This is a genomic window from Pseudarthrobacter niigatensis (genome assembly GCF_030812615.1).
GTDB lineage: Bacteria > Actinomycetota > Actinomycetes > Actinomycetales > Micrococcaceae > Arthrobacter > Arthrobacter niigatensis.
The window spans coordinates 18,189-38,929 of record NZ_JAUSTB010000015.1; the positions used below are offsets into that span (position 1 = coordinate 18,189).

The 20,741-nt window shown below is 67.5% G+C and carries 19 protein-coding genes; 1 reads left to right on the forward strand and 18 read right to left on the reverse strand.

Annotated elements, in window-relative coordinates; translation table 11 throughout:
* Positions 1-58 precede the first annotated feature (58 nt).
* From J2T23_RS17465 to hisI, 10 genes are all read right to left on the reverse strand, one after another.
* Positions 59-1,516, reverse strand: coding sequence for a glutamate synthase subunit beta (locus tag J2T23_RS17465; RefSeq protein WP_141181317.1), 1,458 nt, complete (start codon positions 1,514-1,516; stop codon positions 59-61).
* Positions 1,509-6,122 carry a glutamate synthase large subunit gene (gene gltB, locus J2T23_RS17470; RefSeq protein ID WP_307362056.1) on the reverse strand — a complete coding sequence of 1,538 codons (4,614 nt, stop codon included), beginning with the start codon at positions 6,120-6,122 and terminating at the stop codon, positions 1,509-1,511. Before gltB ends, J2T23_RS17465 begins: the two co-directional genes overlap by 8 nt.
* A gap of 261 nt (positions 6,123-6,383) precedes the next feature.
* Complete coding sequence (gene lgt, locus J2T23_RS17475; RefSeq protein WP_307362058.1) at positions 6,384-7,550, reverse strand: prolipoprotein diacylglyceryl transferase; 1,167 nt, start codon at positions 7,548-7,550, stop codon at positions 6,384-6,386.
* A 2-nt stretch (positions 7,551-7,552) separates the two neighbouring features.
* Positions 7,553-8,401: a tryptophan synthase subunit alpha gene (trpA, locus tag J2T23_RS17480; RefSeq protein WP_141160738.1), complete on the reverse strand. Its 849-nt coding sequence runs from the start codon at positions 8,399-8,401 to the stop codon at positions 7,553-7,555.
* Entirely contained in the window at positions 8,398-9,717 is a 1,320-nt protein-coding gene (gene trpB, locus J2T23_RS17485) for a tryptophan synthase subunit beta (RefSeq protein WP_141160739.1), read from the reverse strand. The genes trpA and trpB overlap by 4 nt, the downstream gene beginning before the upstream one ends.
* Before the next feature lie 117 nt (positions 9,718-9,834).
* A complete protein-coding gene (gene trpC / locus J2T23_RS17490; RefSeq protein WP_307362062.1) occupies positions 9,835-10,656 on the reverse strand; it encodes an indole-3-glycerol phosphate synthase TrpC in 822 nt (273 codons plus the stop codon).
* On the reverse strand, positions 10,656-10,943 hold the full coding sequence (locus J2T23_RS17495; protein WP_141160741.1) for an HGxxPAAW family protein: 288 nt from the start codon (positions 10,941-10,943) through the stop codon (positions 10,656-10,658). Before J2T23_RS17495 ends, trpC begins: the two co-directional genes overlap by 1 nt.
* A 106-nt stretch (positions 10,944-11,049) precedes the next feature.
* Positions 11,050-11,721 (reverse strand): Trp biosynthesis-associated membrane protein, encoded by a 672-nt coding sequence (locus J2T23_RS17500; RefSeq protein ID WP_307362066.1) that lies wholly within the window; start codon positions 11,719-11,721, stop codon positions 11,050-11,052.
* The gene (locus tag J2T23_RS17505; RefSeq protein WP_307362068.1) at positions 11,721-13,283 is read right to left on the reverse strand and encodes an anthranilate synthase component I; all 1,563 of its coding nucleotides are present in this window, start codon (positions 13,281-13,283) and stop codon (positions 11,721-11,723) included. The genes J2T23_RS17500 and J2T23_RS17505 overlap by 1 nt, the downstream gene beginning before the upstream one ends.
* A gap of 113 nt (positions 13,284-13,396) precedes the next feature.
* Complete coding sequence (hisI, locus tag J2T23_RS17510; RefSeq protein ID WP_141181310.1) at positions 13,397-13,837, reverse strand: phosphoribosyl-AMP cyclohydrolase; 441 nt, start codon at positions 13,835-13,837, stop codon at positions 13,397-13,399.
* Positions 13,838-13,949: 112 nt separating this feature from the next.
* On the opposite strand from hisI, the gene J2T23_RS17515 reads away from it, so the two are divergent.
* A complete protein-coding gene (locus J2T23_RS17515; RefSeq protein WP_141160744.1) occupies positions 13,950-14,594 on the forward strand; it encodes a TIGR03085 family metal-binding protein in 645 nt (214 codons plus the stop codon).
* Positions 14,595-14,654: 60 nt separating this feature from the next.
* Here J2T23_RS17515 and hisF read toward each other — a convergent pair whose 3' ends face one another.
* The 8 genes from hisF to ribD form a co-directional block, all read right to left on the reverse strand.
* Positions 14,655-15,431, reverse strand: coding sequence for an imidazole glycerol phosphate synthase subunit HisF (gene hisF, locus J2T23_RS17520; RefSeq protein ID WP_141160745.1), 777 nt, complete (start codon positions 15,429-15,431; stop codon positions 14,655-14,657).
* Between the two features lie 42 nt (positions 15,432-15,473).
* Positions 15,474-16,334, reverse strand: a complete 861-nt coding sequence (gene hisG, locus J2T23_RS17525; protein WP_141160746.1) for an ATP phosphoribosyltransferase — start codon at positions 16,332-16,334, stop codon at positions 15,474-15,476.
* A gap of 81 nt (positions 16,335-16,415) precedes the next feature.
* A complete protein-coding gene (locus J2T23_RS17530) occupies positions 16,416-16,679 on the reverse strand; it encodes a phosphoribosyl-ATP diphosphatase (RefSeq protein WP_009358176.1) in 264 nt (87 codons plus the stop codon).
* A 104-nt stretch (positions 16,680-16,783) separates the two neighbouring features.
* A complete protein-coding gene (gene ribH / locus J2T23_RS17535; RefSeq protein ID WP_018770776.1) occupies positions 16,784-17,272 on the reverse strand; it encodes a 6,7-dimethyl-8-ribityllumazine synthase in 489 nt (162 codons plus the stop codon).
* A 33-nt stretch (positions 17,273-17,305) separates the two neighbouring features.
* Positions 17,306-18,040, reverse strand: coding sequence for a GTP cyclohydrolase II (ribA, locus tag J2T23_RS17540; protein WP_141160748.1), 735 nt, complete (start codon positions 18,038-18,040; stop codon positions 17,306-17,308).
* A complete protein-coding gene (gene ribB / locus J2T23_RS17545) occupies positions 18,037-18,810 on the reverse strand; it encodes a 3,4-dihydroxy-2-butanone-4-phosphate synthase (protein ID WP_370871455.1) in 774 nt (257 codons plus the stop codon). Before ribB ends, ribA begins: the two co-directional genes overlap by 4 nt.
* On the reverse strand, positions 18,807-19,469 hold the full coding sequence (locus J2T23_RS17550; protein ID WP_141181306.1) for a riboflavin synthase: 663 nt from the start codon (positions 19,467-19,469) through the stop codon (positions 18,807-18,809). The genes ribB and J2T23_RS17550 overlap by 4 nt, the downstream gene beginning before the upstream one ends.
* The gene (gene ribD / locus J2T23_RS17555; RefSeq protein WP_307362153.1) at positions 19,469-20,608 is read right to left on the reverse strand and encodes a bifunctional diaminohydroxyphosphoribosylaminopyrimidine deaminase/5-amino-6-(5-phosphoribosylamino)uracil reductase RibD; all 1,140 of its coding nucleotides are present in this window, start codon (positions 20,606-20,608) and stop codon (positions 19,469-19,471) included. The genes J2T23_RS17550 and ribD overlap by 1 nt, the downstream gene beginning before the upstream one ends.
* Positions 20,609-20,741: the final 133 nt, after the last annotated feature.

Below are 20,741 nucleotides of genomic sequence, written 5' to 3' on the forward strand. Positions count from 1 at the left end.
CTTGCATTGGTTAAGTTGTCTGCGAGGTGAACCCTCGATGCATCCCCCGGGACAGCGGTCAGAGGACGGCGATGGCGCGGTCCGTTGGCGCTACAGGCGCAGGAAGGATGGTGCTTCCCATCAGGTACTTGTCCACCGCGGCCGCGGCGGCGCGGCCCTCGGCGATGGCCCACACGATCAGGGACTGCCCGCGGCCGGCGTCACCGGCAACGAACACACCTTCGGTGTTGGTCATGTAGTAGCCATCGCGTGCCACGTTTCCGCGGCCGTCGAATTCAGCGCTTACCTGCTCGGTGATTCCGGCCGGTTCAGCGCCGGTGAAGCCGAGGGACAGGAACACCAGGTCGGCGGGAATGATCCGCTCGGTGCCGGCCTTGGGGAGCCGCTTGCCATCCACGAACTCCGTCTCGGCCACCTTCACCCCGGTAAGCCTGCCGTTTTCGCCCACGAACTCGACGGTGGAGGCGAGGTAGGTGCGTTCGCCGCCTTCCTCGTGGGCACTGGCAACCTCGAACAGGGTCGGGAACGTCGGCCACGGCTGGTGGCTGGCCCGCTCAGCCGGGGGCTGCTTGCCAATCGCAAGCGTAGTCACGGACGCGGCACCATGCCTGTGCGCTGTGCCCAGGCAGTCGGCACCGGTATCGCCGCCGCCCAGGATCACCACGTGCTTGCCGTGGGCGTTGATCTGGTTCTCGATGGTTTCCCCGGCCACCGCGCGGTTGGCGGGCACCAGATAATCCATGGCGAAGTGGACGCCGTCCAGGTCGCGGCCCGGGATGGGCAGGTCCCGCGGCACGGTGGCACCCGTGCAGACCACGACGGCGTCGTAGCGCCTGCGCAGCTGCTCCCAGGTGACGTCGGTCCCCACGGACACGCCGGTCCGGAAGCGGGTGCCTTCCGCCTTCATCTGCTCGACCCGGCGGTCCACCTGCTCTTTTTCCATCTTGAAGTCGGGGATGCCGTACCGCAGCAGGCCGCCGATCTTGTCGTCCCGCTCGTAGACGGCAACGGTGTGGCCCACGCGGGTGAGCTGCTGGGCGACGGCCAGGCCGGCAGGACCGGAGCCGACCACCGCAACGGTCTTGCCGGTGAGGCGCGCCGGCGGCAGCGGGTTGACCCAGCCGTTGTCCCAGGCCTCGTCGATGATCGAGACTTCCACCTGCTTGATGGTGACGGCGGGCTGGTTGATTCCCAGCACGCAGGACGCCTCGCAGGGTGCCGGGCAGAGCCGGCCCGTGAACTCGGGGAAGTTGTTCGTGGCGTGCAGGCGCTCGATCGCTTCATCGCCCTTGTCCCGCCACATGAGGTCGTTCCACTCGGGAATGAGGTTTCCCAAGGGGCAGCCCTGGTGGCAGAACGGAACACCACAGTCCATGCAGCGTCCGGCCTGGGCCTTCAGCGTGCCCTTTTCCTGCGCCTCGTAGACCTCTTTCCAGTCCATGATGCGGACGGGAACGGGACGGCGCGGCTGGGTTTCACGCTGGCGTACTTTCAGAAATCCGCGTGGATCAGCCACCGGTAACCTCCAGGATTCGAGACCATACTTCTTCGCCGTCGGGGTCAAGGCCCTCTTCGATGGCGTCGAGACGGGTTTGCAGCACGGCCGCGTAGTCGCGCGGCAGCACCTTGGTGATGCGGGCAGCGGTGTCATCGAAGTTCTCGAGGAGGCGTGCCGCCAGCTGGGAGTCAGTTTCTTCCACGTGCTTGACCAGCAAGTTGTGGACGATGTCGCGGTCCTCCGAGTCCAGCTCGCGCAGCTGCAGCTCGCCGGACTCCAGCGCCTGCTTGTTGACGCGGGTGGTCCGCAGGTCCAGGACGTAGGCGGTACCGCCGGACATGCCCGCACCGAAGTTGCGGCCGGTGCGGCCGATGATCAGCGTCTGGCCGCCGGTCATGTACTCGCAGCCGTGGTCGCCGATGCCTTCGACGACGGCGGTGGCACCGGAGTTGCGGACCAGGAAGCGTTCGCCCACCTGGCCGCGCAGGAACATCTCGCCGCTGGTGGCGCCGTAGCCGATCACGTTGCCGGCGATGACGTTGGTCTCCGCCTTGAACACGTTGGTGCGGTCCGGGCGGACGATGATCCGGCCGCCGGACAGGCCCTTGCCCACGTAGTCGTTCGAGTCGCCGTACAGCCGCAGCGTGATGCCCGCGGGCAGGAAGGCGCCCAGGGACTGGCCGGCGGTGCCGTTGAGCGTCACGTCGATGGTGTCGGTGGCCAGGACGTCGGTACCAAAGGTCTTGGTAACCACGTGGCCCAGCATGGTGCCCACCGAGCGGTCGGTGTTGATGACGTCCACGGTGATCTTGACCGGGCTACGGTCCGTCAGCGCCTCGGTGGCCATGGTGATCAGGCGCTGGTCAAAGTGCTTGTCCAGCTCGTGGTTCTGGCCGGTCATGTTCCGCAGCGGCGCGTCGTCGTCGAACTCCAGGCCATGCAGGATCGGGTCCAGGTCCAGGCCGTCGGCCTTCCAGTGGTCCACCGCGTCGCGGGTGTCCAGGACCTCGGCGTGGCCGATGGCCTCCTCGAGGCTCCGGAACCCAAGCTCCGCCAGGATTTCGCGGACTTCCTCGGCCAGGAACTCGAAGAAGTTGACCACGAACTCCGGCTTGCCGCTGAAGCGGGCCCGCAGTTCGGGGTTCTGCGTGGCGACGCCCACCGGGCAGGTGTCCAGGTGGCAGACGCGCATCATGATGCAGCCTTCCACCACCAGCGGAGCGGTGGCGAAACCGAACTCCTCGCCGCCCAGCAGGGCGGCGATGACGACGTCGCGGCCGGTCTTGAGCTGGCCGTCCACCTGGACCACCACGCGGTCGCGCAGGCCATTGAGCATCAGCGTCTGCTGGGTCTCGGCCAGGCCGAGCTCCCACGGAACACCGGCATGTTTGAGCGAGTTCAGCGGCGAGGCGCCGGTGCCGCCGTCATGCCCAGAGACCAGGACGACGTCGGCCTTGGCCTTGGTCACGCCGGACGCCACGGTGCCGATCCCCACTTCGGAGACAAGCTTCACGTGCACACGGGCCGAGGGGTTGGCGCGCTTGGCATCGTAGATGAGCTGCGCCAGGTCCTCGATCGAGTAGATGTCGTGGTGCGGGGGCGGGGAAATCAGGCCGACCCCCGGGGTCGAGTGCCGCGTGCGGGCCACCCACGGGTAGACCTTCTGCGCCATCAGCTGGCCGCCTTCGCCGGGCTTGGCACCCTGCGCCATCTTGATCTGGATGTCGTCGGCGTTGGTCAGGTAGAGGCTGGTCACGCCGAAGCGGCCGGACGCGATCTGCTTGACAGCGGAGCGGCGCTTCGGGTCCAGCAGGCGGTCCACATCCTCGCCGCCCTCACCGGTGTTGGACTTGCCGCCCAGCTGGTTCATGGCGATGGCCAGCGTCTCGTGGGCCTCCTGGGAGATGGAGCCGTAGCTCATAGCACCGGTTGAGAACCGCTTCACGATGCTGGAGACAGGCTCCACTTCCTCAAGGGGAACGGACGGGCGCTCGTTCTTGAACTTGAGCAGGCCGCGGAGGGTCATGAGGTTGGTGGACTGGTCGTCCACTCCCCTGGTGTACGCCTTGAAGATGTCGTAGCGGCGTTCACGCGTGGCGTGCTGCAGCCGGAAGACGGTCTCCGGGTTGAACAGGTGCGGCTCGCCGTCGCGGCGCCACTGGTACTCGCCGCCGCCCAGGAGCGGGCGGTGCGGCTGTTCGATGCCGCCCTCGGGGTAGGCCATCTGGTGGCGGGCGGAGACCTCCGCGGCGATGACGTCCAGGCCCACGCCGCCCAGCTGGGAGTGCGTGCCGGCGAAGAATTCGTCCACCAGGTCCTGGCCCAGGCCCAGTGCCTCGAACGTCTGGGCGCCGGTGTAGGAGGCCACCGTGGAGATGCCCATCTTGGACATGATCTTCAGGACGCCCTTGCCCAGGCCCTTGATGAGGTTGTAGACGCCGTCCTGCGGGGTCACGCCGGTGACGTCCCCGGCCGCGATGAGCTGCTCCACGGATTCCATGGCGAGGTACGGGTTGACGGCGGAGGCGCCATAGCCGATCAGGACTGCAACATGGTGCGTCTCGCGGACGTCGCCGGCCTCGACCACCAGGGCGGTCTTGGTGCGGTTGGCGCTGCGCAGCAGGTGGTGGTGCACGGCGCTGACCAGCAGCAGTGACGGGATCGGCGCCCACTGGGCGTTGGAGTCACGGTCGGAGAGCACGATGTACTGCACGCCGCGGTTGATGGCGCCGGAGACCTGCTCGCAGATTTCCGTGAGCCGGGCGCGGAGCGCGTTCTCGCCGCCTTCGGGGCGGTACAGGCCGCGCACCTTCATGGCAACGCGGTTGCCGTCGGCGTCCTCGATGTTGGCGATCTTGGCAAGCTGGTCGTTGTTGATCACCGGGAACGGCAGCTGGACCTGCGGCTGGCGGACCTGCTTGGTGTCCAGGAGGTTGCCGTTGGGTCCGATGGCGCAGGTCAGCGAGGTGACAAGCTCCTCGCGGATGGCATCCAGAGGCGGGTTGGTGACCTGCGCGAAGGACTGCACGAAGTAGTCGAACAGCAGGCGCGGACGCTTGGACAGCACGGCAACGGGGGTATCTGAACCCATGGCGCCGAGGGGCTCGGCGCCGGTCCGGGCCATGGGGCCCAGCAGGATCTTCAGTTCCTCGGTGGTGTAGCCGAAGGTGCGCTGGCGGATGTTCACGGACGCGGCGGTGTGGACCACGTGCTCACGCTCGGGCAGGTCATTGAGGTCGATCAGGTTGTCCTTGACCCACTCGGCCCACGGGTTGGCCGCAGCGACCTCGGCCTTGACCTCTTCGTCGTCGATGATGCGGCCGGCATCGGTGTCCACCAGGAACATCTTGCCCGGAGACACGCGGCCCTTCTTGACCACCTTGGAGGGTTCGACGTCGATCACGCCCACCTCGGAGGCGAAGACGATCAGTCCGTCCTCGGTAATCCAGAAGCGGCCGGGACGCAGCCCGTTGCGGTCCAGGGTGGCGCCAACCAGGTTGCCGTCGGTGAAGGAGACGGCGGCGGGGCCGTCCCAGGGTTCCATCAGCAGCGAGTGGTACTCGTAGAAGGCACGGCGGGCCGGATCCATCGTGGCGTGGTTTTCCCAGGCCTCCGGGATCATCATCATGATCGAGTGTGTGATGGGGCGGCCGGAGAGCCACAGCAGCTCCGCCACCTCGTCGAAGGATGCGGAGTCGGAGGCGCCGGGGGTGCAGATGGGGTACAGCTCTTCCGGCGACTCACCCAGCAGCGGGTTTGCAAGCTGCGACTGGCGGGCGCGCATCCAGTTCCGGTTGCCCTTGACGGTGTTGATTTCACCGTTGTGGGCGATGGTCCGGAACGGCTGCGCGAGCGGCCAGGACGGGAAGGTGTTGGTGGAGAAGCGCGAGTGCACGATCGCGAGCTTGGTCTTGAACCGCTTGTCGGACAGGTCCGGGTAGAACGGCTCCAGCTGCGCGGTGGTGAGCATGCCCTTGTACACAATGGTGCGGGAGGACAGCGACGGGAAGTACACGCCGAACTTGTTCTGGGCGCGCTTGCGGATCCGCCAGGCGCGGGAGTCCAGCTCGTTGCGGTCCAGTTCCTCGCCGTTGGCGGAAGCCAGGAAGGGCTGGGAGAAGTACGGCATGCACGCACGGGCCATGGCGCCTACCAGGTCGGCAACCACCGGCACTTCACGCCAGCCGAGGACCTTCAGGCCCTCGTCGGCGGCCAGGCCTTCAATGCCTGCCTTGGCGGCGTCGGCCTCCCGCTGCTCGGCAGGAAGGAACGCGGTACCGGCCACGTACCGGCCGGGAGCCGGCAGCTCGAACTCGGTGACGGCCCGGAAGAACTCGTCGGGGATCTGCATGAGCAGCCCCGCGCCGTCGCCGGTTCCCTCGTCGGCGCCCACGGCGCCGCGGTGCTCAAGGTTGCGCAGCGCGGTCAAGGCGGCATCGACGATGTCGTACCCGGGTTCGCCGCGGAGCGTCGCAATAATGGCGAGTCCGCAGGCGTCCTTCTCCTGTTCCGGGTTGTACAGCCCGGCGGCCTCCGGCATGGCTGCGAAGCGCTTGAACGGCGACACTGCAACCTCAGGCTGATCCGGTCCGGACCAGCTGGGAGTGTTAAGAGTTTGGGTCATGGGAGACGTCCTTCCTCCTGATCGTGCGTATGGAAGGGACACCGTTGGCCCCACTCGTCGGCGCCGTTGCAAGGGCACAACAAAGTGTTGATTACTGGAAATTGTAGGTCAGCGCAGCCTGCTGAACTAACGGTTACGCAGGCACCTGCCCGGGGCAACACCGAACAGCAGCTTCACGCTGTCCGGACGGTGCCCCATGCCACGACATTGTGGTTTCGGGCTCTTCGAGCGGTGGCTCTACTGCCCTGCCTGGACGGCACCCTACTTTCCGGTGCCGGCCTCCGACGCGGATCCCGTGGCTGTGCTGCCGGAATGTCCGGCAGCCGTTGCATCCGTTCCGGGCTTTGAGCCGGCCGGCGCCGCCGCGGCTTCTTCCGTGGGGTCGGAAGCATGCCTGGAACCGCTGTGGTTATCAGGGAGATTACCACGCGAATCACTATCTGAGACAACATTGTCCGGATCCCGGACCTCTGTGACGGTCTCAGAATGTGGGCCGGCCGTGACCGGCTGGTCCGGTTCCTGGCCCGCGAGATACACCGTGTCCGGATCCGGGCGCCCCTTGAGCCCCAGGATAACGAAGAACGCCAGGGCTGCCAGGAACACGAAGATGCTGGTCCAGACATTGAGCCGGGTGGTGATGCCCAGGATGCTGATCTGCTCGGCGTCGTCGATCCGCATCGCTTCGATCCAGACGCGGCCCAGCGTGTAGTACATGGCGTACAGCCAGAAAAGCCTGCTCCGCCGGAAACTGAACCGGCGGTCCAGGGCCAGCAGGATCACCACGCCGGCCAGGTTCCACAGCGACTCGTAGAGGAATGTCGGGTGGAAAAGGGTGTCGGCCGGCATTCCGGCGGGAAAGTTGGGGTTGTTGGCGTCGATCTGCAGGCCCCACGGCAGGGTGGTGGGCCCACCGAAGAGTTCCTGGTTGAAGTAGTTGCCCCACCGGCCGATGGCCTGGGCCAGGAGCAGTCCCGGCGCCGCGGCATCGACGAAGGCGCTCAGCTTCACGCCGCTGCGCCGGCAGCCAATCCACGCACCCACGGCACCGAGGACGACGGCGCCCCAGATTCCCAGCCCGCCGCGCTGGATCTGGGGGATCAGGGAGAGGTCTCCGGTGCCGTTGAAGCCGGGGCCGAAGTAAGCGTCCGGGGACGAGACCACGTGGTAGAGCCGGCCCCCGATGATGCCGAAGGGAATGGCCCAGATGACGATGTCCCAGACGCTGCCTTCAGGGGCGCCGCGTTTGGCCCAGCGGACTGACGTCAGCCACAGGCCCACCACAATGCCGGCCAGGATGCACAGCGCATAGGCGTGGATCCGCAGGCTGCCCCAGGGGAGGGGGATGTCGAAGCCGGACCAGTCCGGGCTGGGGATGCTGGCGGACACCAACGTGGGTGCCAGGGCGGTTGCCTGAAGGAGCGGCTGCACGGCTACGCCCTGGATTCCCGCGAAAGGCCGGATTCCCGGGCCAGGCCGGTGGCGAGGTCCTTGGTGAGGGCGCCGACGGCGTCCACTCCCCCGTCCCGAAGCGCTGCCACCAGGGCGGTGCCCACGATGACGCCTTCGGCGTAGGCGGCGATTTCGCGGACCTGGTCAGCGGTGGAGACGCCGAGGCCCACGCAGACGCGTTCTGCGCCGGCTCCGTGTGCGGCTGCCACAACATCCTTGGCGGCCGTGCTGACGGATGTCCGGGCACCTGTGACGCCCATGATGGACACGGCGTAGACGAAGCCGCGGCTTGCGTCCACGGTCCGCTGCATGCGCTCCGCCGTGGAGGACGGAGCCACCAGGAATACCCGGTCCAGCCCGTACTTGTCAGAGGCTGCCATCCATTCGGCGGCCTCGTCCGGAATCAGGTCCGGCGTGATCAGGCCGGCGCCGCCGGCCTCGGAGAGGCGCCGGGAGAATTCATCCACGCCCATGCGGACCACAGGGTTCCAGTAGGTCATGACCAGGACGGCAGCATCGGTCTTGCTGGTAATACCGGCAACGACGTCGAACACCTGGCTGACGTGGAAGCCCTTGGCCAGGGCCTCGGTGGTGGCGGCCTGAATGACCTGGCCGTCCATGACGGGGTCGGAGTAGGGGATGCCGATTTCGATCAGGTCGGCACCGTTCTCCGCGAGGGCAATGCCCGCGGCAATGGTGTCCTCAACGGTGGGGTAGCCGGCGGGGAGGTAACCGATGAGGGCCGAGCGCCCCTGGGCGCGCGCCCTGTCGATGGCTGCTGCCGACTTGCTGGTGGTTCCTGCCTGGCTGGCGATGTCTGCGCTGTTCACAGCTGCTCCCCCTCTTTGCCGATTTCGGATTCGGCGGAATTCTTGTCCAACAGGTCAAACCATTCCGCGGCGGTGGCCACGTCCTTGTCGCCGCGTCCGGACAGGTTGACGATCACGATCTTGTCGCCGGCGGAGGCCGGGTCTTCGGCGGCGAGCCGCTGGCCCACCTTGATGGCTCCTGCCAGCGCGTGCGAGGACTCTATGGCCGGGATAATGCCTTCGGTGCGGCAGAGGAGACGGAAGGCTTCCATCGCTTCACCGTCCGTGATGGGCTCGTAGCTGACGCGTCCGATGTCGGCCAGGTAGGAGTGCTCCGGGCCGACGCCCGGGTAGTCGAGTCCGGCGGAGATGGAGTGCGACTCGATGGTCTGCCCGTCGTCGTCCTGCATCAGGTAGGAGCGTGCGCCATGCAGGACACCGGGCTTGCCCAGGGTGATGGTGGCTGCGTGACGGCCGGTCTCCACGCCGTCGCCGCCGGCCTCGAACCCGTAGATCTTCACGCTGGGATCGTCCAGGAACCCGTGGAAAATGCCGATGGCGTTGGAGCCGCCGCCGATGCAGGCGCAGACCGCGTCCGGGAGCCGGCCCTCCTGCTCGAGGATCTGGGCGCGGGCCTCCTCGCCGATGACTTCGTGGAAGTAGCGGACCATGGCGGGGAACGGGTGGGCTCCGGCGGCGGTGCCCAGGAGGTAGTGGGTGGTGGAAACGTTGGCTACCCAGTCACGGAGGGCATCGTTGATGGCGTCCTTGAGGGTCTGGGACCCGCTGGTCACGGGAATGACCTTGGCCCCCAGCAGCTCCATCCGGGCAACGTTCAGGGCCTGGCGGCGGCAGTCCTCGGCCCCCATGTACACCACGCACTCCAGGCCCATGAGGGCGGCAGCGGTGGCACTGGCCACGCCGTGCTGGCCGGCGCCGGTTTCGGCGATGATGCGGGTTTTGCCCATGCGCTTGGCGAGCAGTGCCTGGCCCAGGACGTTGTTGATCTTGTGCGAGCCCGTGTGGTTCAGGTCCTCGCGCTTGAGGAACACCCTTACTCCCCCGGCGTGCTGGGAGAACCGCTTGGCTTCCGTGAGCAGGGACGGACGGCCTGAGTAGTTCTTGTTCAGGTCGGCGATCTGCGCCCGGAATTCGGGATCGTCCTTGGCCTTGTTGAAGGTCTCTTCGAGTTCGTCCAGGGCAGCGATGAGCGACTCAGGCATCCATCGCCCGCCGTAATTGCCGAAGTACGGCCCGGGGGCGTGGCGCAGGGATCCACCCTGCAGGAATGCTTCCGCGGTCTTGTTGTCAGCGTTTCCCGAGGGTGCGTCAGCCATCAGTCCTGTCCTGTTCGGTTGGTAGTGGTCAAAAGTGTGCGGCTCCGGCCGGAGGCCGGAAATATGTGCCTGCCCTGCCGGCCCGCCAGCGGCCCCGCAGGATGAATGCTGTGTGCCTCAGGCGCGGGCAGCGATCGCGGCGGCACCCGCGGCAGTGAATTCGGCGATCCGCTCCCGGGGGGTCGCGTGGCTCACCAGGGCCTCGCCCACCAGTATGGCGTTGGCACCGCTGGCGGCGTAATGCGTGACGTCGTCAGCGTCCCGGACGCCTGACTCGGCCACCACCACGGCCTCTGCGGGGATCATTCCCGCGAGTGAGGCAAACACGGAACGGTCGACGTCGAGCGTCTTCAGGTTGCGTACGTTGACGCCGATGATCCGGGCGTTGGCCGCCACGGCCCGCTCGATTTCCTCCTCGGTGTGCGTCTCCACCAGGACGTTCATGCCGAGCTCCCGGCTGAGGGCGCTGAACTCGGAGAGCTGGGCGTCCGACAGGGCCGCCACGATGAGCAGGATGAGGTCGGCGCCGTGGGCGCGGGCCTCCCAGACCTGGTACTCGTCGAGCGTGAAGTCCTTGCGCAGCAGCGGGATGTCGACGGCGGCGCGCACGGCATCAAGGTCGGCCAGGGACCCGTTGAAGCGGCGCTGCTCGGTGAGGACACTGATAACGGAGGCACCGCCGTCGGCGTACTGCCTGGCGAGCGACGCCGGATCCCCGATGCTGGCGAGATCGCCTTTGGAGGGACTGCGGCGCTTGATTTCGGCGATGACTTTCAGCTGTTCCCGCGCTGGGGACGTCCCGCCGAGGGCTGCCCAGGCGTCGCGGGCGGGTGCCGCGGCCTGGGCCAGGTCCTTCAGCTCGGCCAGGGTAACAAGGCGCTTCCTGGCGTCCATATCCTCCCTGACACCGGCGTTGATGTCATCGAGAACAGTGGCCATCAGTGGCCGGAGTTCTTCAGCTTGCTGCCCTCGACGCCGTAGCCGGCTTTGCGCATGACGTAACCGAGGATCAGGCCGATCACCATGACAACGGCGCCGCCGATGAAGATGGGGGTGCTGGCGATGACGAAGGCGATGGCTGCGATGAGCGCGCCGACGAGCATGACGATAACGCAGGTCCATGCGGCCGGGCTGTTGCCGTGGCCGAGTTCCTGGCTGTGGTCAATGGCGCCCGGGGCGACCTGGCGGGTGCCGGACTTGGAAACGGACGCAGGTGCTTTGCTCATGGAAAATCTCCTCAGGGTGGATACTGCTTACATTCTGCCATTTTTTGGCCGCCGCCCGCGTACCGCAGGGCTGGACGCCCTTGCCCGGCGGTGGCGGCCGAAGGCCTTAGGTCGGGTCCTCGCCGCGGGAAAGCCGGTCCCAGCTGTCGATCTCGTCCACCGGCCCGGCCGCTGCAGCGGTCCCGGCGGCGCCGGGTGCGTCATATTTCGTCCGTGTCTTCCAGTGGCGGGACGCCGGCAGGATCAGCACGGCTGCCAGCGCCAGCAGGCAGCCGGCGACGACGGCGAGTGCCGGGAAGGGGGTGAGCTCAACGTGCGCCTGGCTGCCGGAGATCCCGGTGGCGCCTGCGATGGTGCCCTGCGCGGCCGCGAGCGGGTCCGCCAGGACGATCGCCGCGGCGGTAACAACGCCGGCAGAGGCCAGGACGATGATGGCGGTGATGACCCACCGGGCGATCCTGCCGGCAATGGCAGCGGCAAGTCCGCCGGCCAGGGCCACCAGCGCCAGGGCCGTCACGGTGGTGGCGGCCTTGCTGCCCTGCACCTGGATGACACTTTGCGCGGCGCCGGCCTGCCCTACCTGGTTGGGGTCGAGGGTGGCTGTCATCCAGGTTTGCGTGGTGCTGCCGAAGGCTGCCAGCGCGAGGACCGTGATCAGCAGCACCAGCGTGGACTTGCGTGCCCACGCGGGCGTGGCGCGGCGCGTCCCGGGTTTGCCGGCACCGCCTGGTGTGCCGGCGTTGCCTGCGGGGTCAACCGTTGCTCCGGAACTCGTCATCAGGAATCGGTCCCGCCGGGGAGGGATTCCGCCGAAATGTTGTGCAGGGATCCGGCGGTGTGGACCGCACGCAGCGGGGCGGCGGCCTTGTTGACGGTTTCCATGGCCTCGGTGGGGTTCACCGAGTCTGCCACGATGCCGCCCCCGGCCTGGACGTAGGCGCGCCCCTCGCGGAGCAGCGCGGACCTGATGGCAATGGCCATGTCCATGTCGCCGGCGAAGTCGAGGTAGCCCACCACGCCGCCGTAGATGCCGCGGCGGTGCGGTTCCAGTTCATCGAGGAGGCGCAGCGCCCTGGGCTTGGGGGCCCCGGAGAGCGTGCCGGCCGGGAAAGTGGCCTTAAGGACGTCATAGGCTTTGGCCTGCGGGGCGAGCTGCCCCACCACGGTGGATACCAGGTGCATGATGTGGCTGAAGCGCTCCACCTCCATGAACTGGGTGACATCGACGGTGCCGGCAACGCAGACCTTGGAGAGGTCATTGCGGGACAGGTCCACCAGCATGAGGTGCTCGGCGCGTTCCTTTTGGTCGGCCAGCAATTCCTCGGCCAGTGCCTTGTCCGCTTCGACGGTCTTGCCGCGGGGGCGGGAACCGGCGATGGGGTGGGTGATGACTTCCTCGCCGGTGACCGTTACCAGTGCCTCCGGGGAGGACCCGACGATGGAGTATTCGCGGCCCTCGGCGTCTTCAAGGCTGAAGATGTACATGTACGGGCTGGGGTTGGTGTTACGGAGCACGCGGTAGACGTCCAGGGCAGATGCCTTGCACTCCATCTCGAAGCGACGCGAGATCACCACCTGGAAGACCTCGCCGTCAACAATGGCTTCCTTGCCGCGGTCCAGGGCTGCCAGGTACTCGGCTTCGTCCCAGCGTTCCTGGACGCTGGACGCAAAGTCCAGGGCTGCCGGTGCCAGCACGGAGACCGGCTGCACCACGGGCGCGCTGATCCTGGCCAGGAGTTCCTTGACCCGGGCGACGGCGTCATGCCAGGCCTCATCGACGCGCTCGGAGCTGTTGTCGAAGTTGATGGCGTTGGCAATCAGCAGGACCGTGCCGTCAACGTTGTCGTGCACCGCCATGTCCGTGACCAGGTTCAGGGCCATCTCGGGCAGGTGCAGATCGTCCTCCGGCGGACTGACCAGCCGCTCCCAGTGGCGGACAGTTTCCCAGCCGAGGAAGCCCACCAGGCCGGACGTGAAGGGCGGGAGCCCCTCGAACCGGTCCGTGCGCAGGGCCTCGATGGTGTCGCGGATGGCGTCCACCGGGCTGCCGCTGACCGGTACCCCGGCGGGCGGCTCGCCCAGCCAGTGCGCCTGGCCGTCCTTGGTGGTCAGCGTGGCCCGCGACCGGGCACCGATGAAGGAATAGCGCGACCAGGCTCCGCCCACGGCGGCCGATTCCATCAGGAAGGTGCCGGGCTGCCCCTGGGCCAGCTTCCGGTAAAGGCCGATGGGGGTTTCGGCGTCGGCGAGCACCTTGAGCCGGACGGGAATGACGCGGCTGTGGCCGGCGAGTTCGCGGAACTCCTCAAGGCTGGGGCTGATGGTTCCGAGGTCCTGCATGGCTGTGCTTGTCCACCTGTTCTTCGAAAGGCCCGGCAGCGCCGGTTCCTTGGATGTGCTTTGCATGGGATGCCCGCAGCCGGCTGCCGGCCGGCCCGGGCCATGTGTTCGGCCTAGCCTGCCTGGCCCGCGACGGCGTCAAGGTCCCTGCCGTCGAAGCAGGTCCGGGTCCCGGTGTGGCAGGCGGCACCCACTTGGTCGACGCGCACCAGGAGGGCGTCGCCGTCGCAGTCCATGGCTACGGACTTCACCCACTGGACGTGTCCCGAGGTGTCCCCCTTGCGCCAGTACTCCTGGCGGGAGCGGGAGTAGAACGTCACGCGGCCGGTGGTCATGGTGCGGTGCAGGGCTTCGTCGTCCATCCAGCCGAGCATGAGCACTTCGTTCGTGTCATACTGCTGCACCACGGCGGCCACCAGGCCCGCGCCATCGCGTTTGAGGGCGGCGGCCACCTCCTTGGGAAGCGGGCTCGCCGGTGAGGATCCGACGGACGACGCCGGCACGTGGGACGCGGCGGATCCTGCGGTTTGGACGGGGGTTGGCTGCTCAGACATCGCCTCAAGTCTAGTGCCTCCGCCGGAGCGTTCTCCTGTTGTGAACAACGGCACGCCACCGGCCGCCGCAGTGCTGCCCATCTCCACACCACTCGTGCTAGTTTCACAAGTGATGCATTTCGTCGAACCGTCCCGAGAAGTCCTTGCCGAAACCCTGCTTGCGGCCGGCCCTGATGCGCCCACGCTGTGCAAGGGCTGGCGCACCAGGGACCTTGCCGCGCACCTTTACCTGCGCGAGCGGAAGGCCGCCGTCGGGCTCGGTTTGATCATCAAGCGCCTGGCAAAGGCCTCTGACCAGGCCACCGCGAAGCTGGCCGCCAAGCTCACCACCAACGAGGACTACGCCCGGCTGGTGAACACCTTCCGCGCCGGGCCGCCTGCCCTCTCTCCGATGAGCATCCCTGCGCTGGATGAGAGCGCCAACCTGATTGAATACTTCGTCCATACGGAGGACGTCCGCCGTGCCGTGGACCGGTGGGCGCCCAGGGCCCTGGACGAGGCCTACTCGGATGCGTTGTGGGACGAACTGGTCAAGCGTGCCGCCATCCTCTACCGCGGCGTGGACCTGGGCATTGTCCTGGTCCGTCCGTCCGGCCCCCGCCACGTCGCCAAGCGGGCACCTGTTTCGGTGGCAATCGTCGGTGAGCCGGGTGAATTGCTCATGCACGCCCATGGCCGCACCCGCCACGCCCTGGTCACCTTCGAAGGCCAGCCCGACGCCGTCGCCCTCCTCCAGTCAGCCGAAGTAGGACTCTAAAGGCTGGGCCAGCGCCCGCAGGGTTCCCTGGCCGAAGCGGGGTGAGGGAGCGGGTGGGGACTACCTGACTTCGAAGCCTGCTTCGCGAATCGCGTCCTTGACCTGGGACATCATGTTGTCCGGTCCCCAGTGGAAGATCGAGGCGGCCAGGACCGCGTCCGCACCGGCCGCGACGGCGGGCGGAAAGTGCGCCGGCTCCCCCGCTCCGCCGGACGCGATGATCGGAACCCTGACGGCGGCGCGGACCAGCTTGATAAGTTCGAGATCGAAGCCGTCCTTGGTGCCGTCCGCGTCGATGGAGTTCAACAGGATCTCCCCCACCCCGCGGTCGGCCGCTTCCCTGGCCCACTCAATGGCGTCGATCCCGGTGCCGGTGCGGCCGCCGTGGGTGGTCACTTCAAACCCCGACGGTGTGGGCTGGGACCCCGGCCGGGTGCGGCGGGCGTCAACGGAAAGGACCAGCACCTGGGAACCGAAGTGCCGGGTGATTTCGTCGATGACGTCGGGCCGGGCCACGGCGGCGGTGTTGATGGAGGCCTTGTCCGCGCCGTAGCGCAGGAGCTTGTCCACCTCTGCCACGCCGCGGACGCCGCCGCCAACGGTGAGCGGAATGAAGACTTCCTCAGCGGTGCGCCGGACGACGTCGAACGTGGTCTCGCGGTTGCCCGAGGAAGCGGTGACGTCAAGGAAGGTCAGTTCATCGGCACCGGCGTTGTCGTAGCGGTGGGCGAGCTCCACGGGGTCGCCGGCATCGCGGAGGCCCTCGAAGTTAACGCCCTTGACGACGCGCCCGGCGTCGACGTCGAGGCAGGGAATGACGCGGACTGCTACTGCCATGGGAACTCCTGGATATTCAGTGCTGCTGGGGGTCGCCGGTGCTCAGATGCGGCAGGCGTGGATGCTGCTGACCAGGATGGCGCGGGCGCCCAGGTCGTACAGTTCGTCCATGATCCGGTTGGTTTCCTTCTTGGGAACCATGGACCGGACCGCCACCCAGTCGGAGTCGCGCAGCGGGGAGACGGTGGGCGATTCGAGGCCCGGGGTCAGGCTGGCGGCCTTCTCCACGAGCTCCTTGCGGATGTCGTAGTCCATCAGCACGTACTGGCGCGCCACCAGGACGCCCTGGAGCCGGCGGATAAGGACGTCGATTTCCTTGGCCGTGCCGTTCGCTTCCCCGCCGGAACCGGTGCGCCGGATGAGGACGGCTTCGGATTTGAGGATGGGTTCGCCGAAGATTTCCATGCCGGCGGCCTTGAGGGTGTTGCCGGTTTCCACGACGTCAGCGATGGCGTCCGCGACGCCGAGGCGCACGGAGGATTCAACGGCGCCGTCGAGCCGGACCACCCTGGCGTTGATGCCGCGTTCGGCCAGGTAGTTGCGCAGCAGGCCGTCGTAGCTGGTGGCCAGGCGCTTGCCTTCGAGTTCGGCGGCGGAACTGAAATCGCCCACCGGGCCGGCGAAGCGGAACGTTGACGCGGCGAATCCCAGTGGCAGGAGCTCTTCGGCTTCCACCTCGGCGTCCAGCAGCAGGTCGCGGCCGGTGATGCCGACGTCGAGCGTTCCGCGGCCCACGTAGACCGCGATGTCGCGGGGGCGGAGGAAGAAGAACTCAATGTCGTTGTCGGGGTCCACCATGACCAGCTCGCGGCTGTCGCGCCGCTGGCGGTATCCGGCTTCGGAGAGCATGGCGGACGCGGCTTCGGACAGGGAGCCCTTGTTGGGGACGGCTACTCGCAGCATGGGAAATTCTTTCTGGGTGGAAGGTCTGGGTTTCAGGCAATGCAGGCCACAGCAGGCCGGCGGCAAAGCGCCGGCCGGTGGCTACAGATGCTTGTAGACGTCTTCCAGGGTCAGGCCTTTTGCGAGCATGAGGACCTGCAGGTGGTACAACAGCTGGGAGATTTCCTCGGCCGCAGCTTCATCGGATTCATATTCGGCAGCCATCCAGACTTCGGCTGCTTCCTCAACGACTTTTTTGCCGATGCCGTGAACACCGGACTCCAATTCAGCGACGGTGCGGGAGCCTTCCGGGCGGGTGGCTGCCTTCTCGCTGAGCTCAGCGAACAGCGTCTCGAAATTCTTCACGCCCTCCAGCCTACTTGCTGCGGACGCAGCGGCGCTTCCCGGGCGGTTGCATGACGGGCGCGATGTGAGGGAATACACACCGCGCCCGTGCAGCGCGGTGCCGCTTAGCTGCGGTACTGCTTGAGGACGACGGCGGTGGCCAGCGCCGCGGTGACGGCCTCGTGGCCCTTGTCTTCCTTGGAGCCGGGCAGGCCGGCGCGGTCGAGGCCCTGCTGTTCGTTGTCGCAGGTGAGCACGCCGAAGCCGACCGGCACGCCGGTGGAGACGCTGACGTCGGTGAGTCCCGACGTCGCGGCCTGGCAGACGTAGTCGAAGTGCGGCGTGCCGCCGCGGATCACGACGCCGAGGGCAACCACGGCGTCAAAGTGCGGTGCCAGGCGGGCGGCGGCAACGGGAAGTTCGAAGCTGCCGGGGACCCGCAGCACGGTGGGCTCGGCGATGCCGGCGTCCTTGGCGGCGCGGAGTGCCCCGTCCAGGAGGCCGTCCATGATCTGCGTGTGCCAGCTGGCTGCAATGATGGCCAGCTTCAGCTGCGAGGTTTCAGCCGGGTTGAGGGTGCTGAGGTCGATGTCGGGGGCGCCGTGTCCGCTCATGGGTTTTCAGTGTTCCGTTCGTTCGTGAAGACGTCAGTCTTGTTCGTGGTCGTAGGGGGTTTCGGAAGCCGGGACGGGCACGGGAGCCACCTGGGAGTCCAGCAGCAGCCGGTGTTCCATGCGGTCCTTCTTGGTGCGCAGGTACCGGATGTTCTGTTCACGGGAGGGGACCTCCGTGGGAACCATTTCCACCACCGTCACCCCGGCCTTGGCCAGCCTGTTCTGCTTGTCCGGGTTGTTGCTCAGCAGCCGTACTTCATGCAGGCCCATTTCGGCCAGGATCTGGGCCGCGGCCTTGTAGCAGCGGGCATCAACGGGAAGGCCCAGCTGTTCGTTGGCCTCCACGGTGTCGAAGCCGGCTTCCTGCAGGGCGTAGGCCTTGATCTTGTTGGCAAGGCCGATGCCGCGGCCTTCCTGGCCGCGAAGGTAGAGCAGGGTTCCGCCGTTGTCCCGGATCAGCTCCAGCGCGAAGGCGAGCTGTTCCCCGCAGTCGCACCGGTAGGAGCCAAAGACATCGCCGGTAAGGCACTCGGAGTGCAGCCGGACCAAGGGAGCTTTTCCGTCGGTGGGAGCGTTTGGCGAGCTGACGGCCAGGTGCTCAACACCGGTCACAAGGTCGGTCCACGCCTGCGCCACGAAGTCGCCGAAGGCGGTGGGCAGTTGCACTACCGGTCCTCCGCTGACGGGATGGGGCGCCTCGCCGGACACCGCGTGGGACTTGCGGTGACCGTTGTGCTGGCTGTCGTCGCTGGCTGCCGCTGCCGTCATCGTTTCTCCTTTTCTCCACCCGGGACCACCCGGGCATCCTCATCCAGGGCGCCCCCGGCCCCGGCTTCAAGATACGCCACCAGGTCCTCGATGGAGATGAGGGGGCACCCATGTTCAGCTGCGAACGAACGGAGCCCGTCCAGGCGCATCATTTCGCCGTCGTCGTACACCACTTCCGCGATCACCCCGACAGGCTCAAGGCCCGCGAGGCGGCACAGGTCCACAGCGGCCTCTGTGTGGCCCTGGCGTTCCCGCACACCACCATCAACGGCACGGAGCGGGAAAATATGCCCCGGCCTGGTCACGGACGCCGGTCCGGCCTGCGGGTCGGCCAGGATCCTTGCGGTCAGGGCCCGGTCCGTGGCGGATATTCCCGTGCTGACACCGATGGCCGCATCACAGGAGACGGTGTAGGCGGTGCCTTTAGCGTCCTCGTTGACAGCCGTCATGGGAGGCAGGGCCAGTGCGTCGGCGCGGTCCCCGGTCAGCGGCACGCAGATCACTCCGGAGCTGTACCGGATGGTCCAGCCCATCAGCGCCGGAGTTGCGTGCTGGGCGGCGAAGATGATGTCGCCTTCGTTTTCGCGGTCTTCGTTGTCGACCACCAGCACCGGGCGCCCGGCAGCCATGGCCCGCACGGCGTCCGCGATGGAGTCCAGTCCCCGGGCGGGTCCGGATGACGCCCCGCCCGCGGCGGAGCCACCGGTTACCGGCTGGCTGGTTTGGGGATCGTTCGCGACGGCGGGTTCCAGGCGCACTGCAGCGTTCACCGTGCACCTCCCGCCAGGGCGGCTTCGCCGTTTCCTGCCGGTGAGCCGGCGCCGCGGAAAGCAAGCAGCCGTTCGGTGTATTTGGCCAGGACGTCCACTTCGAGGTTCACGCGGCTGCCGGTGGTCTTGGTGCCCAGGCCGGTTTCGGCGAGGGTGGTGGGGATCAGGCCCACTTCGAACCAGGGTTCCTGCTCCGCCGCCGGGCTGACGGCCGTCACGGTGAGGGAGACGCCGTCGATGGCGATGGAGCCTTTCTCGGCGATGTAGCGGGCCAGGTTGGCGGGAACGCCGAAGCGCAGCCGCTCCCAGTTGCCTTGGGCTTCCCGTTCCAGCAGGACACCCACGCCGTCCACGTGGCCTTGCACCACGTGGCCATCCAGGCGGCCGCCTGCGGGAACGCACCGCTCCAGGTTGACGGAGTCGCCTGCGGTGAGCTCGCCGATGGTACTCCGCACCAGGGTCTCCCCCATGACGTCGACGCTGAAGTCCTTGCCGTCAATCGCTGTTGCCGTGAGGCAGACACCGTTGACGGCGATGGAGCCCCCAAGTGCCAGGCCCTCGGTGGAGGCGGGCGCATGCAGCCGGACGGTGGCGCTGGTGTTGCCGTCCCGCTCGACGGACAGCACCTGCCCCTGCTCGGCAATAATTCCGGTAAACATCAGTAGCCTCCCTGGGCTGGCTCCGCGGCTGCGCGGGTTGGTGGGTGGTCAAGTGCAACATGCCGTTGCGGTCTGAGGTGGAGCCTGAGGTCCCGGCCCAGCGTCCGTACCGCGCCGCCGTCGGACGCGTCCCATTCCCATTGCTGGGCGTCGGGAAGGCTGGTGATGCCCAGCCCGTTCAGTGCAGGGGTGCCGGATCCCAGCAGTGTGGGCGCCAGGTACACGATGAGTTCATCCACCAGGCCGGCCGCCAGGAAGGAGCTCAGGATGCTGGACCCGCCCTCCACCATGACGTGCCGGATGCCGGACGAATACAGCATTGACAGGGCTTCGTGCGGATCACGGGTGGGAAGGTGGACGGCCAGGCCGTCGTCCCCATGGATTGCGGCGTCCTCCGGGATGGCACGCAGGCCCATGACCGCACGAACGGGTTGTTTGGATGCCGGGTTGCCGGCGGCATCCCGGGCGGTCAGCCGCGGGTTGTCCACCATCACGGTCTGGGTGCCCACCAGGATGGCATCGATGCGGCCGCGGATCCCGTGGTTGTCCGCCAGGGACTCCGGGCTGGAGATCCACTGGCTGGTGCCGTCTTCGGCAGCGATGCGGGCGTCAAGGGTCTGCGCGATGTGGAGGGTGACGAAGGGCCGCTTGGCAGCCACTGCCTCGAACCACTGGCGGTTCAGGTCCAGGGCTTCATCGGCGCCCAGTCCGCTGCGGACCCGGATGCCTGCTGCACGCAGTGTCGCCGCGCCCCCGGCAGCAGGGTCATGGGGGTCGTCCACGGCGTACACCACGTCCGTGATCCCGGCGGCGATGATCGCTTCCGTGCAGGGACCCGTGCGGCCCACGTGGTTGCAGGGTTCGAGCGTGACCACCATGGTGCAGCCGGACAGATCCAGTCCGACGGCGGCGGCCTGGGCTATCGCGTCGGCCTCGGCATGTGCGGTCCCGGCACCGCGGTGGTGGCCGGAAACCAGCTGCCGGCCGTCAGGCCCGATGACGACCGCCCCCACGAGGGGATTCGCGCCGCGGGGGCCTTCCAGTGCTGCCCTGAGGGCGTCTTCCATGGCGCCCGTTTCGGCGGCACTGAAGGCTGTGACCACGCCGGCGTCCGGCTGGAGCTTCGCGGCGCCCGTCATGCGGCTGCCGATGCGGAGTAGTTGCCTGCCTTGGAAGCGGCAGGACTTGCGGCGTTTAAGAGCCATCGCTGGGGGTTCATTGTGCGTCGTTCCTTCCCTGTCGAACCGCGATGGCTCCGGGGATACGACAGCA